General features: G+C 37.1%; 17 protein-coding genes. 9 read left to right on the forward strand and 8 right to left on the reverse strand.

What is annotated here, in order from left to right; translation table 11 throughout:
* Window positions 1–1,017: 1,017 nt before the first annotated feature.
* A complete protein-coding gene (locus ACFQIC_RS17155) occupies window positions 1,018–1,230 on the forward strand; it encodes a sporulation YhaL family protein (RefSeq protein WP_204711443.1) in 213 nt (70 codons plus the stop codon).
* Window positions 1,231–1,263: 33 nt separating this feature from the next.
* Here the strand turns inward: ACFQIC_RS17155 and ACFQIC_RS17160 are convergent, their stop codons facing one another.
* Window positions 1,264–2,172: a peptidylprolyl isomerase gene (locus ACFQIC_RS17160; protein ID WP_204711441.1), complete on the reverse strand. Its 909-nt coding sequence runs from the start codon at window positions 2,170–2,172 to the stop codon at window positions 1,264–1,266.
* A gap of 170 nt (window positions 2,173–2,342) precedes the next feature.
* Here ACFQIC_RS17160 and ACFQIC_RS17165 point away from each other — a divergent pair, with 170 nt between their 5' ends.
* Complete coding sequence (locus ACFQIC_RS17165; protein ID WP_204711449.1) at window positions 2,343–2,426, forward strand: YjcZ family sporulation protein; 84 nt, start codon at window positions 2,343–2,345, stop codon at window positions 2,424–2,426.
* 345 nt (window positions 2,427–2,771) lie between these two features.
* On the opposite strand, the gene ACFQIC_RS17170 is transcribed toward ACFQIC_RS17165, so the two are convergent.
* On the reverse strand, window positions 2,772–3,320 hold the full coding sequence (locus ACFQIC_RS17170) for a DUF3267 domain-containing protein (protein ID WP_204711439.1): 549 nt from the start codon (window positions 3,318–3,320) through the stop codon (window positions 2,772–2,774).
* 213 nt (window positions 3,321–3,533) lie between these two features.
* Here ACFQIC_RS17170 and ACFQIC_RS17175 point away from each other — a divergent pair, with 213 nt between their 5' ends.
* Entirely contained in the window at window positions 3,534–3,872 is a 339-nt protein-coding gene (locus ACFQIC_RS17175) for a DUF1878 family protein (RefSeq protein ID WP_204711437.1), read from the forward strand.
* Window positions 3,873–3,902: 30 nt separating this feature from the next.
* On the opposite strand, the gene ACFQIC_RS17180 is transcribed toward ACFQIC_RS17175, so the two are convergent.
* Window positions 3,903–4,475, reverse strand: coding sequence for an HTH-type transcriptional regulator Hpr (locus ACFQIC_RS17180; RefSeq protein ID WP_204711435.1), 573 nt, complete (start codon window positions 4,473–4,475; stop codon window positions 3,903–3,905).
* A gap of 187 nt (window positions 4,476–4,662) precedes the next feature.
* Entirely contained in the window at window positions 4,663–5,160 is a 498-nt protein-coding gene (locus tag ACFQIC_RS17185; protein WP_204711433.1) for a GbsR/MarR family transcriptional regulator, read from the reverse strand.
* A 272-nt stretch (window positions 5,161–5,432) separates the two neighbouring features.
* Here ACFQIC_RS17185 and ACFQIC_RS17190 point away from each other — a divergent pair, with 272 nt between their 5' ends.
* From ACFQIC_RS17190 to ACFQIC_RS17200, 3 genes are all read left to right on the forward strand, one after another.
* A complete protein-coding gene (locus tag ACFQIC_RS17190) occupies window positions 5,433–6,635 on the forward strand; it encodes a quaternary amine ABC transporter ATP-binding protein (protein ID WP_204711431.1) in 1,203 nt (400 codons plus the stop codon).
* Window positions 6,619–7,470 carry an ABC transporter permease gene (locus ACFQIC_RS17195; protein WP_204711429.1) on the forward strand — a complete coding sequence of 284 codons (852 nt, stop codon included), beginning with the start codon at window positions 6,619–6,621 and terminating at the stop codon, window positions 7,468–7,470. Before ACFQIC_RS17190 ends, ACFQIC_RS17195 begins: the two co-directional genes overlap by 17 nt.
* Before the next feature lie 70 nt (window positions 7,471–7,540).
* On the forward strand, window positions 7,541–8,485 hold the full coding sequence (locus tag ACFQIC_RS17200) for a glycine betaine ABC transporter substrate-binding protein (protein ID WP_204711427.1): 945 nt from the start codon (window positions 7,541–7,543) through the stop codon (window positions 8,483–8,485).
* Window positions 8,486–9,920: 1,435 nt separating this feature from the next.
* On the opposite strand, the gene ACFQIC_RS17205 is transcribed toward ACFQIC_RS17200, so the two are convergent.
* The 3 genes from ACFQIC_RS17205 to ACFQIC_RS17215 all read right to left on the reverse strand — a co-directional run bounded on the left by ACFQIC_RS17205 (window position 9,921) and on the right by ACFQIC_RS17215 (window position 11,592).
* Window positions 9,921–10,355 (reverse strand): YtxH domain-containing protein, encoded by a 435-nt coding sequence (locus ACFQIC_RS17205; protein WP_204711425.1) that lies wholly within the window; start codon window positions 10,353–10,355, stop codon window positions 9,921–9,923.
* Between the two features lie 160 nt (window positions 10,356–10,515).
* A complete protein-coding gene (locus ACFQIC_RS17210) occupies window positions 10,516–11,043 on the reverse strand; it encodes a tryptophan transporter (RefSeq protein WP_204711424.1) in 528 nt (175 codons plus the stop codon).
* Between the two features lie 117 nt (window positions 11,044–11,160).
* The gene (locus ACFQIC_RS17215) at window positions 11,161–11,592 is read right to left on the reverse strand and encodes an HIT family protein (RefSeq protein WP_204711423.1); all 432 of its coding nucleotides are present in this window, start codon (window positions 11,590–11,592) and stop codon (window positions 11,161–11,163) included.
* A 150-nt stretch (window positions 11,593–11,742) separates the two neighbouring features.
* Here ACFQIC_RS17215 and ACFQIC_RS17220 point away from each other — a divergent pair, with 150 nt between their 5' ends.
* Genes ACFQIC_RS17220 through ACFQIC_RS17230 form a run of 3 tightly spaced genes read left to right on the forward strand, consistent with a single transcriptional unit; the run spans window position 11,743 to window position 14,443 of the window.
* Window positions 11,743–12,486 (forward strand): ABC transporter ATP-binding protein, encoded by a 744-nt coding sequence (locus tag ACFQIC_RS17220; protein WP_204711422.1) that lies wholly within the window; start codon window positions 11,743–11,745, stop codon window positions 12,484–12,486.
* The gene (locus ACFQIC_RS17225; protein ID WP_204711421.1) at window positions 12,479–13,693 is read left to right on the forward strand and encodes an ABC transporter permease; all 1,215 of its coding nucleotides are present in this window, start codon (window positions 12,479–12,481) and stop codon (window positions 13,691–13,693) included. Before ACFQIC_RS17220 ends, ACFQIC_RS17225 begins: the two co-directional genes overlap by 8 nt.
* 45 nt (window positions 13,694–13,738) lie before the next feature.
* Window positions 13,739–14,443, forward strand: coding sequence for an EcsC family protein (locus tag ACFQIC_RS17230; protein ID WP_204711420.1), 705 nt, complete (start codon window positions 13,739–13,741; stop codon window positions 14,441–14,443).
* Here ACFQIC_RS17230 and ACFQIC_RS17235 read toward each other — a convergent pair.
* Window positions 14,440–15,615, reverse strand: a complete 1,176-nt coding sequence (locus tag ACFQIC_RS17235) for a M20 metallopeptidase family protein (RefSeq protein ID WP_204711419.1) — start codon at window positions 15,613–15,615, stop codon at window positions 14,440–14,442. The two genes, ACFQIC_RS17230 and ACFQIC_RS17235, sit on opposite strands and share 4 nt — an antisense overlap.
* Window positions 15,616–15,861 lie beyond the last annotated feature (246 nt).

The following is a 15,861-nucleotide window of genomic DNA, read 5'->3' on the forward strand; positions in this document are numbered from 1 at the left end:
TCCGGCGAGTTAGATGAAATGTTTGATAAAAGGTACGGTCCCCCAGCCAACAACTAAAAAACTTGATGTTTAACATAGGAGAACCTTCCTTGATTTACACAGACTTCTTGACACTACCCATCTAACCCGCGTATCCCACAGGAGTCTCCCCCTTCCCCACCGCCCCTTGCCGTATGTTTCTATCGAAATCGTGCCGTTCTACCGTCCCTGTTAAAGTATGAGATATCTGACATAACGCCAATTGAAGCCTGATACAGATCAGGGGATATGGCCATCACAGTTTAAGCCATTTAGATAAGTTAAAAATCGGGTGTGATAACGTGTTTATATGAAGGGTAGGAGATTACCTGTTGCATCCCCCATGCTCCGATGAAAAGCAATGGAATCGCCATTCTTTTATTGAATAACCGGGCGCTTTAAGCGATGGTACAAATACCCTCCAACACAATTTTCACTCATAAGGAGTATTTTCACTTGAAACACCATATCTGATGCTTCCGTTTTCCTCACGAAAGCAAGAAGGTCCGGGAAATCGCAAGACTCCTGTGGGATGAACATGATCGGTGAGATCCCGCAAGGCGTAGCCTGAGGAAGCTCACCACATGCCCACGGAAAGCGAGTGATTTCTCGGACCTTCTAACGCCATCCTTTGTAACGGAAACCACCGTATAAATCAGGACAATGATTAACAAATGTTTTGTTATTAGAGGCTGCAATTCACTATAAATTGGGGATGATAATTTCCAGTAAAGTGTGTCAGTTATTTTAGCAGAAACTGTTTCATTTTAAATGACGGTCACAGACGGGGAAACGGCAATATGAAACGTTGCTGATGGAAGTTATGGCATTTATTTTTGGCTTCTTATACATCAGCCCATTCTATATTCCATATTTTTGATGGAACAAAAATTAACAACAGGGTTTAATACAGCCTTAGTTTAAAGAGAATGTAATGGTCATATAGGTGACAGCTTGTTCATAGAATAGTTATAAATGAATGGACAGGGAGGATTCAACATGATCTTAGGTCTTCCAGTATGGGTATTCTTTTGTATCATATTTATCTTTGTAAGTGGACTTATGGCATTTCGAGCTATGAGAACAGAACAGAAAATTGAACAACAGTTTATTGAGAAAGAGGGGCGAGTATACTTGTCTCGAATGAAAGAAGAAAAAGTGAAAAGAGACAAAGAAAAAAGTTCATCCGTAGTAAGACAAAAAGCAAGGTAGACAACTTATGTCGACCTTGCTTTTTTTAGTATATTATTCTTCTGTATTTTTTTCGTCTGCTGCTTCCCCTTCGGCAGGTTCAGTTTCTTGTTCAAAAAGATTTTCAAATTCTTCAATTTTAACGCTGATTTCTGCATCCTGCATCATTTCGTTAACTTGAGATTGCAATTGTTCTTGACTGATTTTTTGGCTGACAAGTGTACGTTTAATCTCATCCTTGGAATCTTCAAAAGACTCAACATCTTCAGCCTCGCGCTTGTCTGTTACTTTAATAATATGGTAACCGAATTGTGTTTGAACAGGATCGCTTACTTCATCCACTTCTAAATTATAGGCTGCTTCTTCAAACTGAGTATCCATAGCCCCTGGACCAAAAAAGCCAAGTTCTCCACCTTGTGTAGATGTTCCGTCTGTAGAATACTCACTGGCTAAGTCTGCGAAACTTTCGCCCTCTTCAAGTTTAGTTTTTACTTGATTGGCGGTTTCCTCATCTTCTACAAGAATATGGCTAGCCTCAATTTCAGTTTTCATGCGCTCGTAATGAGCTTTCATTTCCTCTTCAGTAATGTCAACATTTTCTGCGGCTGCCTGTTCTTGAAGTAAGCTTAAACGAATTAATTCTTTAAACTCGTCCTCATCAGAAAATCCCTCTTGTTGAAGCACCATCTCAAATTGATCACCATATTGCTCCTTCAATGCCTCTAATTCTTTATCTACTTCCTCATCGGAAATTTCATAGTTATTTTCAAGTACTTTATTCATTACTAGTTGTTGTAAAACTTCTTCCCCTGAGGAGCTTTTTAACTCTTCATAAAATTCTTCTTTTGTTATGTTTCCACCATTTGTTTCTACGACTGTTTCCGAATTATTTTCTTCAGATGAACAAGCCGCTAGTGTAAACAAACTTGCAGCAAGCAAAGTCGTTAGTGTTATTTTTTTCATTTCTCGTACACTCCTCAAGCTTATGTTTTATGTCCATGAATTAATATAACATATTTGGCCTTAACTATTCTATATATAGGAAAGAAATTAGCTAGTAGTTAGGTTGTTGCCCATTCAGATTGTTAATAAAGGCATATGATGTGTTATGTCTTAAGCATGGGGGTGAAGTTATGGGTTATGGATATGGTGGAGGCTTTGCGTTAATCGTCGTATTGTTTATTCTACTCATCATCGTAGGTGCTGCTTGGTTCTAGAATGAAATAAAACAGGCTATGTCAAAGCATAGCCTGTCTGTTACATATGATTGATTACATCTACGTAGGAAGTAATCAATAAAATCGTAATGAGAATATTAATGGTTCTAAATACTTTAGGTTGTTTTTCATTAGACATTTTAGTTTTCAAACATAAGGAATGTGTAAGAGAATTAAATATGAATAAAACAATGAGTCCATATATGACAAACAAAATTGATACGATTGTAAAAACCTCCTTTATTCCCTATGAGACTACTTTATCAAAAAATCCTTAAATTGAACAGAAGAAACCCTCATATGAAAAATAGCGCTCTCATATAAGAGAGACGCTATTTTTTTAGTTTAAATTTCTTGGTTGCGAACTAATATATCATAGCCTTCTTTGGCATTCTCAATAACGCACTTCCTTGGAGCTCTTATAAATTGATTTAAATATAAAAAGTCGCTAAAGGATAAACCGATATTCACAGATGCAAAGATTACTAGGTAAGCAAAATACCCTGGGAAAACTACGCTCATCATAAGAGCAGGCAACGTAATAAAGAAAGTTGGTGCTATAGCTATTAAAATAGAAGTTTGTTTTGATAATTTAGATTTGCATTGATATGAAAATGTTGGAGTAAATCTATTTTTAATTTTGAATTTAACCCGAATACGTTTATAAAAAAGTAATAAAGGTAAAATATGCATGAGTCGATGCATCGAAGGGAGAAAGAATAAGATTACCAATAAGGGTAAAAATCCGTGATCCCTAACATCATGTGTACCATGTAATATAGAAAAAGGTAAATAAAGAACTAAAAAGGACAATAATCCTGTTAGAAATGACATGAGATAAACACGGTTAATACCGAATTGCTTATTGATGTTTACTGTTTTCCAGCAATTCATCTTAAAATCCCCCTTTGCTATAAAAAATACTATGAATACATTTGGAAAATCGAGTATGATGGATAGTGCTAATTCTTAGTGGCACAAAGGGAATAATAGTATGTTTCACGGTAAAAAGCAATAGGTTTTAAGGAAAAAGATACAGATAGTTTTAAAAGTCATCTTAAAGTGCATGGTGACGGGATTTATTTAGTAGGTAAGGAGGGGGAAATCGTGTCGAAAATTGAAGGTTTAAAAGGAAAAGAATTTCACTTGAAGTTACTCCTTCAAATAGATGAAATGAGTCAATATCCTTTTACCAAATTAGTAGTTGAACATGGCCTGTCAGAAAAAGAATACGAACAAACAATTGAGCTTGTTAAAGAACTTTATTATACATATTTGGAAGAACTCGGGGAAGGATACATCCATCAAGAACATTTATTATTTCACTTTGCAGGAATGCTGAACTATAAATTACCCGTAGAGAAAACATTTATAGCTATGTACGAAGAGCAAATTTATCCTGGACTTATGGCGAAATTTATCGAATGGACAACTTATAAAAGGTAGCCCTCCCATATAAAATGAGAAGGCTACTTTTTAAGAACTCTTGCTACTTTTGTAAATGTTTAGGTCGGTTGTTTCCTCGGAAATAGTGCTATCTTCTTCAATGCTCTGTAGGGATCGCTCCAAAATTTCCATATATTCATCACCATAGATCTCTTTAATGAGTGCTGATAAATCTAGAAATTCAGGTAGTTTTCCGTACATTTCAGTCATAGGAAGAACACCACGTAGCACTGAATTATTATTAGGTTCATACTCATTTAGAGTATCTTCTAATAAGCTAGTTCCTTCAGTTGTCAATTCGATGTACGTATTTCTCTTATCATTTTCACGTTTAGAAAACTGTAACAACCCCCGTTCCTCTAACTTCTTCGAAAAGTTAAAGGAAGTAGATACATGCATAACACCATATTTAGATATCTCTGATATGCTTGCACCTTCTAGATGATAAGCAATCCATAATATATGATGTTCGTTTATGTTTAACTTAAAAGGCTTGATCCATTCTTGCCAGTCTTTTTCAATCGCTTTCCAAAGCGCCTTTGATAATTGAGCCATTTTATGACTATAGAAAATAGCTTCTTGCTTGGAAATTTTATCTTTCATACTTCCCACCCTTTCTAGGGTAAAGGTTATTTCACATAGAAACCGTCGAATTAGCTAATAGTAATAATAGTCTCTCCGAAAACTTTTACTTACTCTCTATTGTAGTAAAAATTCAAAGTATTTCAAGATTTATTGTTTTCCAATAGTATTTTTATAAAAAAATTCGCTTTTCATTAGTGAAATAAGCTTATTGATCTGTAATTGCTGGATCAATCTTTTTGAACGCTTTCATAATTTCTTTATTAAAACCAATCATTTGATCTAGTCGATCTTGTAGAAATCTTGATTGTGGTTCTTCATGGGAGGGGGGAAGAGTGTTTTGAATCGCATGCAAAGATGCTGATTGGGTATGGGAGGCATCGATCCATTTTTGAATATAGGAAGTCATGAATTTTTTATAAAGCTTTTCATCTGCTTGATAAAGGTCTTTCCTTACTCCTTTAATCCATACTCTTTCTACAAGCCCCTGATCAGATAAACTGCGAATTCCAGTACTTATAGAAGTTTTGCTTTTTCCTAAAGCCTCACTCAACTCTTCTAGGGTCATTGGTTCATCATGCAAGTATAGGGCTACGAACAACCTAGAATCTGATGGTGTTAAGCCAAACATTTCTAATGTTTTCGAAAACTCATGGATGATATTTGTTTGTATGTTTTCTAGTGTTTGGTCTTTATTCATTCCCATTAAGAACCTCCTTAATAATCTTCATCAATACGTTACTATATTTGATAATAATAAAAAAATATAAGGGATGGTTGAAAAATGAAGGATTTTGTAGAAAAATGGAGATTAATGGACGGAAAACTTCATTCAGTTCAAACTGTATGCAATATTTGAACTAAATTAAAAGTATTTATGGTTTGAACTTGGTGTTGCATTTAAGGTACAGTAGGTAAAGTGTCATAAGGAACGAAGTCATAATACAAATTTACTATTAGGATTAAGAGGTGAAAGACGTGCCGATCATTCAGGTGAAAAATTTATCTAAAATCTTTGGGAAAAATGCTAAAAAAGCAACCAAACTTTTGGATGAAGGCTATTCAAAAGATGAAATATTAGAGAAAACAGGAAATACGGTTGGAGTTAACCGTGCGTCCTTTGACGTGGAAGAAGGAGAGATCTTTGTTATCATGGGTCTTTCTGGGAGTGGTAAATCAACCCTAGTACGACTCATTAACCGATTAATAGAGCCAACTGAAGGCAGCGTGTTAATCGATGGAGATGACTTGGCGAAGGTTGATAGTAAAACTTTGCGAAATGTTCGTCGTGAAAAATTAAGTATGGTATTCCAGCGTTTTGCTCTATTTCCGCATCGTACCATTCTTGAGAACGCTGAGTTTGGTTTAGAAGTTCAAGGATTGGATAAGGAAAAACGTAAGAATAAAGCGCAAGAGTCTTTAGAAATGGTAGGACTCGGACAGAACATCAATCATTTCCCAAGACAACTATCAGGCGGAATGCAGCAAAGGGTAGGTCTTGCCCGTGCATTAGCAAATGATCCTGAGGTTTTATTAATGGATGAAGCTTTTTCTGCACTAGATCCTCTTATTCGTAAAGAAATGCAAGATGAATTGTTAGAACTTCAGGTAACTATGAAGAAAACAATACTGTTTATTACTCACGATTTAGATGAGGCATTAAGAATTGGTGATCGTATAGCTTTAATGAAAGATGGACGTATTGTCCAGATTGGAACTCCTGAAGAAATTCTGGTTAATCCAGCGAATGAATACGTTGAAAAATTCGTTGAGGATGTAGATCGTTCTAAAATATTATCAGCAGAAAACGTTATGAAACGTCCTGAAACTGTTGATATTGAAAAACATGGACCGAGAACAGCATTGGAGCGTATGCGTAAAGAAGGTCTTTCAAGCATCTACGTAACTGATGCTAAGAGAAATTTATATGGATATGTAACAGCAGATGATGTATCTGAAGCGACTAAGCAAGATGTTAAAGAATTGAAGTCGATATTAAGAACGGATGTTCCGAAAGTTCAAAAAGATACAACGATGCATGATATTTTTACAATTATTCATGATGCTCCTGTACCTGTCGCAGTTGTTGAAGGAGAAAAGTTACTTGGCATTATTGTGCGTGGTACTGTTATTGCGGCATTAGCTGGAAATGAGGTGAACATAAATGGAACTGATTCCTAAATTACCAGTTGCTGATTGGATTTCAGCTGGTACAGAGTGGATAACAGATACATTTGGATTTTTATTTGATTTTGTTAAAGAAGACTTTGGAGATTTTATTGAATTTGTTGCTGAAGGTTTATTAATGCAGGTCCCGATTTGGTTATTTATTTTAGCAATAGGAGCCATTGCATTCTTTATCTCTGGTAAAAAGATTGGCTTAACTCTATTTTCCATAGTTGGTTTATGGTTTATACAGAACCAAGAATTATGGGAAGAGTTAATGAATACATTCACTCTCGTAATTTTCTCTAGTATTTTATGTGTCATTATAGGTGTGCCGTTCGGTATTTGGATGGCTAAGAGTACAATTGCAGAAAAAATCTTAAGTCCGATACTTGACTTCATGCAGACGATGCCGGCATTTGTTTACTTAATTCCTGCCGTTGCATTCTTTAGTATTGGTATGGTTCCTGGGGTATTTGCTTCTGTTATTTTTGCAACGCCTCCAACTGTACGTTTTACGAACCTTGGGATTAGACAAGTTTCCCATGAATTAATTGAAGCTTCTGATGCCTTTGGTACAACAGGTGTGCAGAAACTATTTAAAGTTCAACTTCCTATGGCTCAAAAAACAATCATGGCCGGAATCAACCAAACGGTGATGCTTGCCCTATCTATGGTTGTTATCGCCTCTATGATTGGTGCAAAAGGATTGGGGCAAACTGTTATTACAGGGCTTCAGCGTGCTGATGTAGGAACTGGATTTGTTGCTGGTTTAGGTATTGTTATATTAGCAATTATTATTGATCGATTCACACAGAATTTAAATACTCAACGTGGAGATCAAGCTTAATGTTTGTAAAGAGTCAAAATGACTCTGTTACAATAGATATTATTATTTATTTAGAAGGGGAGAGATTTACATGTTTAAATTAGACTGGAAACGTCTAGGTATCACTGCTGGACTTTCACTTACACTTATAGCTGCAGGCTGTGGCTCATCTGAAGAGGAAGGCTCTGGTGATGAGGGAAGTGAAGGAAATGAAGGGAATACTGAAGAAGAAGCAAGTTATGGTGAACAATTAGACTATACAATCACAGGTATTGAAGCAGGTGCAGGTGTTGTTGCTAGTGCAGAATCTGCTGTAGAAACTTATGACAATCTTGAAGGCTGGGAAGTAGCAACTTCTTCATCTGGTGCAATGGCTACAGAGCTTACTGAAGCTGTTGAAAACGAAGAACCAGTTATCGTTACAGGCTGGACACCACACTGGAAATTCGCTAAATTCGACTTGAAATATTTAGAAGATCCTGAAGGCTCTTTCGGGGAAGCTGAAGAAATTAAAACTATGGTTCGTCAAGGTCTTGAAGATGATCAACCTGAAGCCTACCAAATCTTGGACCAGTTTAATTGGACTCCAGCAGATATGGAAGAAGTTATGCTAGAAGTTGATGGCGGTGCTGATCCTCAAGAAGCTGCTCAAAACTGGATTGATGCAAATGAAGAAAAAGTAGCCGAGTGGACAGATGGAACGGAAGAAGTCGATGGCAATGAAATCGAACTAGTATATGTAAACTGGGATTCTGAAATTGCTTCTACAAACGTAATAGCTGAAGTAATGAAAGCCCAAGGTTTTGATGTAACCATTACAGCTCTAGATAATGGACCTATGTGGGAATCTGTTGCATCAGGAGATGCTGATGGAATGGTAGCTGCATGGTTACCAGCCACTCATGGTGATCAGTATGAAAGTAATCAAGATAGTATTGAAGACTTAGGAGCAAACCTTGAAGGTGCTAAGATTGGACTTGTAGTACCTAAGTACATGGATGTTGATTCAATCGAAGATCTACAGCCAGATAACTAAAGTATGAAATGAAAACCGTCTCTTTATGAGGCGGTTTTTTTGTTTTTAGTAGAGAGAACATACGAATGAAGAGACCAAATTGCATATGATTTGGTCTCTTATTGTTCCTTGTTATATCAACGATTATCGGTATTTAACATATAAATTAGCATACAAAATCAGAGATTGTGCTTGAATTCGAGATGTTTGTGTGAATGTAGGGGCTGCGGGAAACGGTTCGCTTTCCATGGGGCGGGCGCTGAGCCTCCTCGGACTTCGTCCTGTGGGGTCTCAGCTGTCCCGCACATCCCATAGGGGTCTCACCGTTTCCCTCCGCCCCTTTACCATATAAGTGTCTCGATACCCCTTCAAGAAAAGGTAGCCATTCCTAAGTTTGCATGCAAATCCTGATAGCGGGCGGTCCTATTAAAATCCTTGATATAGAGAGGTTCATTGCAATAGAACAAAGATAGTGGTAGATAGTCCTTCTGGGAAAGGGATTCGTTTCTCACACATCGAATGGGGGGCTTGGAATCTCACCGTTTCCTCACCACCCATCCTTTGCTTTTAATGAATGGCCCTACTGCCATGAGTCGTCTTCTGTGTTCGCTACACCATATGGAACAAGTGTGCAGTTGCAAACTCCCATCTATGAATAGCCTACAATGTGAAGAACCCATTACTGAGGTTTCCGTCTGCCTCACAATGGCAAGGAGTCTCGCGATTTCCCGGACCTCCAAACGCTTTCAACCATAACGGAAACAACATCTCTCGAAGCTGAGTCTTCAAGTAAAGAATGCTTTAGTTGAAGAAGAAAATATAAAGAAAAACGCTTGGATATTAAAATATCCAAGCGTTTTTCTTTACCAATTGTAATGTTATTTAGTATGTTAATTGGTTCGATAATTCTGTTGCTATTTTTCCCTCTACATATGTTTTTGTACTCCAAAACCGAACTATTTACCCAAAAACACATTGTTTTTTCCTGTCAAAGTGGAGGATTAAGTCCAATTTACCCCTAATTTATAAACCGAAAGTGGGGATGGAATTTTTAGGGATGCTTTTCTTAAAATTTATCGGACTTTTTCAGTGGTCTCGGCGTAGCCTAAGGAGGCTCACCACATGCCCACGGAAAGTGAGTGGATTTCCCGGACCTTCAAACGCCATTCTTTGTAACGGAAACCACCGGAATGGTCTACTGATTAAATGCTAAATACAAGGGGGGGACCTCGAGGCAGTCGTTTCATATCCCCATTTACCTAAACAAAAGTAGCGATTCCCTTTTTCTATGAATGGAGATTAACGAGTTCAGATAAGTAACTTACCTAATAAAGAACTCAATATGTTTTGTAAGAAAAATCAACAATAGGATTTAACTCAGCCTATAAATTTTTAAAAAAGAGAATGCTTCTAAGGTATTATCCTTAGAAGCATTCTCTTTATATATCTCAAAAACCTAATGCTTTACAACTTCATGGCTCGGCTGTGTTCCGTTTTCATCTTCATCATCATCATGATCTTTAACATCATTTTGTTCTATTTTTGTCTTCTCTTCTAGTTCTTTTAAGCTTTCTTCGATCTGTTCCAAATACTTTTGGATGTTTTTCTGATGGGGCTCAACTGTGCGCTTCCAGCTTTCTACAGAGTTTTTTACATCTTCTGATAGTTCCTTAACTAACTCTGCTCCTTCTTTAGAAGTTTGAGCGATCTGATCTTTTAGCTGTAGTCCCTCTTCTTTTAAACTTAAAACCGTTGTTTTTAAATTTTCGCTTTTCAATTTGGCGTTCTCTCTAAAGTCTCTCCCTGATGAGGGGGTACTAAGTAAGGTATAAGTTGCACCTGCTACTCCTCCCACAATAATTCCTATAACTAAAGATTTCGCATTTGCCATGAAAATACTCCTTTCAAAAACTTCACTATTATTATTTTCTCTTAATATGTACGTTTGAAACCTAAAAATAGAAAAAGAAATGAAAGAGACCGCTACATCAGTTAAAATAGCAGTCTCCTAAGGTGTTCATTTATCATTTAAAACTTGAGGAACCACTGCGTTATGACAGGCTCAAAGATTGGGTGCTATTCGTTCTTTTCATAATAGTCTGGGCAATAGGATAAATAACAATCATAACTAGTGTGTTTACTACTGCAGTAGGCAGTACCACTGTGGCAAACATGATACCAAAGCTTGCTTCCATCATTCCGATAACAAAAAGCACACAACTTAAAAAGATTGTACCACTAATCAACGTACCGATGGCCGTTAATACAGGAGCTGTGGCTTGCTTTAAAACTTTTCGCAGAAAAAGAAATAATCCGAAAAAGGCTAATGCTGTTAAAGGTTTATCTATCAGGTTGGCTAATTGGCCACCAGGAACCGTAGTAGTTAAAGCGGAAATTAGTCCTGTTGCAATAGATAGCACTAAAACATAGGGTAGCTTTGGAAATAAGATTATTCCTAAAAACATCATCGCCAACATCATATCTGGTCGCATTCCTAAGAAAAACGGTGGAACAACAGCATGAAGCACGGCACCCATACCAACTAGTAATGAAAGCATAACTAAAACACGAGTATTCATTTTTATTCTCTCCTCATCTCGACTAAACTCAACTATATTTACATCCCAAACGTATCCTTATGATCGTTAGCGAATGTATGCAGTAATTATAGCAAAAACTTATGATACAATCTATGGCTATTTAATATTTTGACTGATCTCTTGAGCGATCATTTGCAAATCATCATTTGTATAATCGTCTGTGTGCACCGTCCAATTAGGCTCAAAACCATCATTATCACCGTAGCGTGGAATGAGATGGATATGCAGGTGGAAGACAGATTGTCCTGCAGGCTCTTCGTTGTTATTTAGTAAATTTAAACCTATAGGGTCATAAGCAGATTTAATGGCATTAGCTACTTTAGGAACACGTGAAAAAAATTGTTCAGCTACTTTTTCGTCAGTTTCATAAATATCTTTTGTATGAGTTTTTGGTATGATTAAAGTATGTCCTTTTGTTACTTGACTGAGATCAAGGAATGCATAAACATCATGGTCCTCATATACTTTAGCTGAAGGGATATCTCCATTAATGATTTTGCAAAAAATACAGTTATTATCGTGACTCATTGTCCATTCACTCCTTTTAATTCTTTGTATAATTGTACCACATTTCCGTTGTTTTTCTCGATTATAAACCTTCATATAGCATATAAGTGTCAGCTTTATCAAATTATGATAGAATTTTAACAGAAGCAGTTACCGGAAAGAGGGATGAACTTGAACTCACTTTTACATATAGATGACCTTCATGGAGGTTATACCCATAAAAATGTGTTACACGGGATTTCGTTTGATGTTTTTCCAAATGAAATTGTCGGTCTTATTGGTTTGAACGGAGCTGGAAAAAGTACAACGATTAAACACGTTATTGGAATGATGCAGGGGAAAAAAGGTAGGGTTGCCATAAATGGAACCACTTTTGACGAAAATCCTGAAGGGTATCGTCAACAATTAGCCTATATTCCTGAAACGCCTATTTTGTATGATGAACTCACTTTATATGAACATCTACATTTAACAGCGATGGCTTACAACATCCCAGAAGAAGCGTTTAAGAAGCGATTAGAACCACTATTAAAGGAATTTAGACTCTCTAAAAAGTTAAACTGGTTTCCTGTTCATTTTTCAAAAGGAATGCGTCAAAAAGTAATGATTATGTGTGCGTTTTTAATTGAACCTGAGCTATATATAGTAGATGAGCCTTTTGTTGGTCTTGATCCTCTCGGTATTCAATCCTATTTAGAACTTATGGATGAAATGAAGGATAGGGGAGCGGGCATACTAATGTCCACACATATTTTGGCGACTGCAGAAAAATATTGTGATCGTTTTGTCATCCTTCATGATGGTGAAATCCGAGCCATGGGGACATTGAATGAACTTAGAAGCTCATTTGGTCGACCTTCTGCCTCGTTAGATGACATATATATTCAACTGACAAAGGAAGACGCCGATGATTAATGCACAAGAGTTTTGGAATCAGCGTTTTCAAGATCATCTGAAAGAAACCAGTCGTTATTTAAAATATATTTTTAATGGACATATTGCCATTGCGATGTTTTTTTTCATTTCAGCGCTGGCTTACTATTATCAACAATGGTTAATGGAACTTCCTGAAGATTTTCCTACAGCCTGGGTAGTTGGAATTGCTTTTGGTTTAATAGCGAGTTATAGCCCTGTACGTACGTTATTAAAAGAACCAGATTTAGTGTTTTTGCTTCCGGCTGAGTATCAGCTTGGTGATTATTTCAAACGTTGTCTTATCTACAGTTTTGTTATTCAACTGTATTTAATTTTGATTGTAGTGGCTGCAATTGGACCACTGTATTTTGCTTCCTATCCTGAATTAGGGATGAATCATTATTTATTAATGTTGATCGGTGTTTTGGTTGTTAAGCTTATTAATATGCTAGCCAATTGGTGGATGTTGAAGGAAAGAAACGCAAATGTTCGTCTGGGTGATCAGGTAGTAAGAAATGTTTTAAGTATTTGCATCTTCTTTTTCCTAGCACAAGGTGAATGGGGATTTGCTATTATCCTCAGCCTCTTACTGATTGGTGTGACTGTGTACATCTATTCGTTAGCTCGCAAAAAAGCTGGGCTTATTTTTGACTTATTAGTGATTAAGGATCAAGCGAGAATGCGGACTTTTTATCGAATTGCCAATATGTTTACGGATGTGCCACATTTAAGAAATACCGTGAAAAAAAGGCACAGTCTTGTCCGCTTACTGACGGCTGGAATCAGCTATAGGCAAGATGAAACGTTTACTTACCTTTATCGAATTACTTTTGTGCGTAGCAGTGATTATTTAGGGATGTATTTCCGCCTTATTGCGATTGGCGGTCTAGCCATATGGTTTGTTCCGAATCTTTGGGTTAAGATTGCGTTTGCGATTTTATTCTTATACTTGAGTGCATTTCAAATGATGTCACTTTGGAATCATCATCGTACGATTGTGTGGATGGACATATATCCAGTTGACGAAAAATGGAAACAAAAAGCAATGGTCACGTTCCTTAGGCAACTTATGCTTTTTCAAACGTTACTATTTACTATATTATTCATTATTCAGTGGAATTTGCTAGGTGCAATCATCGTTGCTATTGGTGGAACTTTGTTTAGTTTCGCTTTTATTCAAGGATATGTAAAACAACGAATAGTATAGGTGAATGCGGTTCCTCTTGGAACCGCATTTTTAGGAGGGAATAGTGTGAATTATGACCAGCAAATGTATAAAGAGGCGTTAAGGTGGAGTCGATCCTTAGAGAAACGGTCTGGCCTTATTCAACGATCATCTAAAGGATTTCAGTCTACCATCAATAGTAAAATTCCTGATCGTGTCCATAATGTCGTAACGGAAAGCATTAAAAAGATGATTGAATTGGCTCTGACTACATCACAATATATTCGACCGATTGAACAAGAAACTGATTGGACATTTGAACAACGGGAACAGCTTGTACAAGATCGATTGAAACAGTACAAATCGACAGCCGCTTGGGAAGGAGCGGGAACGGGAGCTGGTGGCTTCTGGTTAGGGGTAGCTGACTTCCCGTTGCTTTTAAGTATTAAAATGAAGTTCCTGTTTGATGCGGGCCAATATTATGGTTTGGATGTTAATCGTTATGAAGAGAGGGTCTTTTTGCTGCATATTTTTATGCTAGCTTTTTCGAGTGATAAAGAAAGGGTTAGAGTGAGGGACTTGCTGCTAAATTGGGAGAATGAACCACTTGAAAGAAAGAAAATTGATTGGAGGACGTTACAAATCGAATATCGAGATACTATCGATTTAGTGAAATTGATGCAGCTTGTACCTGGTATAGGTGCTATTGTAGGATATGTAGCTAATGGTCGATTATTAGAACAATTAGGGGAGACGACAATGAATGTCCATCGTCTCCGTTTGTTCTCTTAGTTATGCTCTTCTTGATAGGATCGATAAGCTTGGATTAAAGTTTTGGCAGCATGGGGAAGTGCTCTTTCATCAAAGTTGAATTTTGGGTGATGGTGTGGATAGTAATGATCTGGAATTTGGGCACCCGTGAAATAATAAGCACCGGGCTTATTTTCTAAATAATAAGCAAAGTCTTCTCCTGCCATTGAAGGTTCCACTTCTTCTGTTATAAGTGAAGCATCTGCTTTAGGAGCATCTTGTAAAATTAAATCGGCTTCTTCTGGATGGTTAATGACAGGGGTATAACCTTTTAGGTAGTCAAAATCATAATCGGCATCATATCCAGTGCATGTTCCTTTTATGATTTTCTCCATTTCTTCTATAATCATTTCTTGAACAGACGCATCAAATGTACGAACTGTACCTGTTATAGTAGCAGAATCAGCAATAACATTGAAGGCATCTCCGGCTTCAAAGGTACCGACGGTTAAAACAGCTGTATCTAATGGGTTTACACGCCGGCTGATAATTTGTTGCAAGGACGTGACGAGCTGCGAAGCGATGACGATGGCGTCTTTAGTTTGATGAGGGATCGCTCCATGACCGCCTTTTCCTTTTACTTTAATGTGAAAGCGGTCGGCTCCTGCCATAAAAGGGCCTCTGCTAGTTTGAATGACACCTAGTGGAGTGTTAACCCATAAATGAGTACCAAATACAGCGTCGACGTCATCTAGAGCACCAGATTCTATAATAGGTTTAGCTCCTCCTGGTGCGTATTCTTCTGCATGCTGGTGAAGGAAAACAAGAGTACCAGGCAGTTCTTCTTGAAAAGGAAGCAATGCTTCGGCCAATCCAAGCAGGGAGGCAGTGTGGCCGTCGTGTCCACAAGCATGCATAACTCCGTCAATTTTAGATTTATAGTCTACCCGATTTTCCTCTTGGATAGGTAGTGCATCGAAGTCTGCACGTAGGGCTACTTTTTTCCCAGGTTTCCCACCTTTAAGTGTTGCTAATATACCATTTCCACCGACATTGCTTTCATAAGGAATACCTAAACGATCATACGTACTTGTTATGAACTTGGCTGTTTCTTTTTCTTCAAATGAAACCTCAGGATATTGATGTAAGTATCTGCGAGTGTTTACCATTGATTCATACTGTTCGTCGATCGCTGTAAAGATATTGTTCCACATATGTTATTGCATCTCCTTGTTTACTTTTTATGTTGATTTTAATATATCAGACAATTTTTAATATTGGAAGCATTGGAGTTGAAGACCTTCTGCCATAGAAACTATCCATAAGAATAGTTTAAAGACTACAATATTTAAGCAGGAATACGATAGATGCTAAGATCTCCTGCTAATTATAGGTGAATGCTGTTATAACAATTAAAAAAGGTATGCAAATTCAATTACGAATTTGCATACCTTTTAGGT

It is taken from the genome of Halobacillus seohaensis, from assembly GCF_042663045.1.
GTDB lineage: Bacteria > Bacillota > Bacilli > Bacillales > Halobacillaceae > Halobacillus_A > Halobacillus_A seohaensis.

Bases quoted from the DNA above. Each gene is read 5' to 3' on its own strand.
- ACFQIC_RS17210 (WP_204711424.1), bottom strand. From the start codon at position 11,043: ATGAATACTCGTGTTTTAGTTATGCTTTCATTACTAGTTGGTATGGGT.
- ACFQIC_RS17185 (WP_204711433.1), bottom strand. From the start codon at position 5,160: ATGGGAATGAATAAAGACCAAACACTAGAAAACATACAAACAAATATC.
- ACFQIC_RS17170 (WP_204711439.1), bottom strand. From the start codon at position 3,320: ATGAATTGCTGGAAAACAGTAAACATCAATAAGCAATTCGGTATTAAC.
- ACFQIC_RS17200 (WP_204711427.1), top strand. From the start codon at position 7,541: ATGTTTAAATTAGACTGGAAACGTCTAGGTATCACTGCTGGACTTTCA.
- ACFQIC_RS17215 (WP_204711423.1), bottom strand. From the start codon at position 11,592: ATGAGTCACGATAATAACTGTATTTTTTGCAAAATCATTAATGGAGAT.
- ACFQIC_RS17205 (WP_204711425.1), bottom strand. From the start codon at position 10,355: ATGGCAAATGCGAAATCTTTAGTTATAGGAATTATTGTGGGAGGAGTA.
- ACFQIC_RS17180 (WP_204711435.1), bottom strand. From the start codon at position 4,475: ATGAAAGATAAAATTTCCAAGCAAGAAGCTATTTTCTATAGTCATAAA.
- ACFQIC_RS17155 (WP_204711443.1), top strand. From the start codon at position 1,018: ATGATCTTAGGTCTTCCAGTATGGGTATTCTTTTGTATCATATTTATC.
- ACFQIC_RS17195 (WP_204711429.1), top strand. From the start codon at position 6,619: ATGGAACTGATTCCTAAATTACCAGTTGCTGATTGGATTTCAGCTGGT.
- ACFQIC_RS17165 (WP_204711449.1), top strand. From the start codon at position 2,343: ATGGGTTATGGATATGGTGGAGGCTTTGCGTTAATCGTCGTATTGTTT.
- ACFQIC_RS17160 (WP_204711441.1), bottom strand. From the start codon at position 2,172: ATGAAAAAAATAACACTAACGACTTTGCTTGCTGCAAGTTTGTTTACA.
- ACFQIC_RS17235 (WP_204711419.1), bottom strand. From the start codon at position 15,615: ATGTGGAACAATATCTTTACAGCGATCGACGAACAGTATGAATCAATG.
- ACFQIC_RS17225 (WP_204711421.1), top strand. From the start codon at position 12,479: ATGATTAATGCACAAGAGTTTTGGAATCAGCGTTTTCAAGATCATCTG.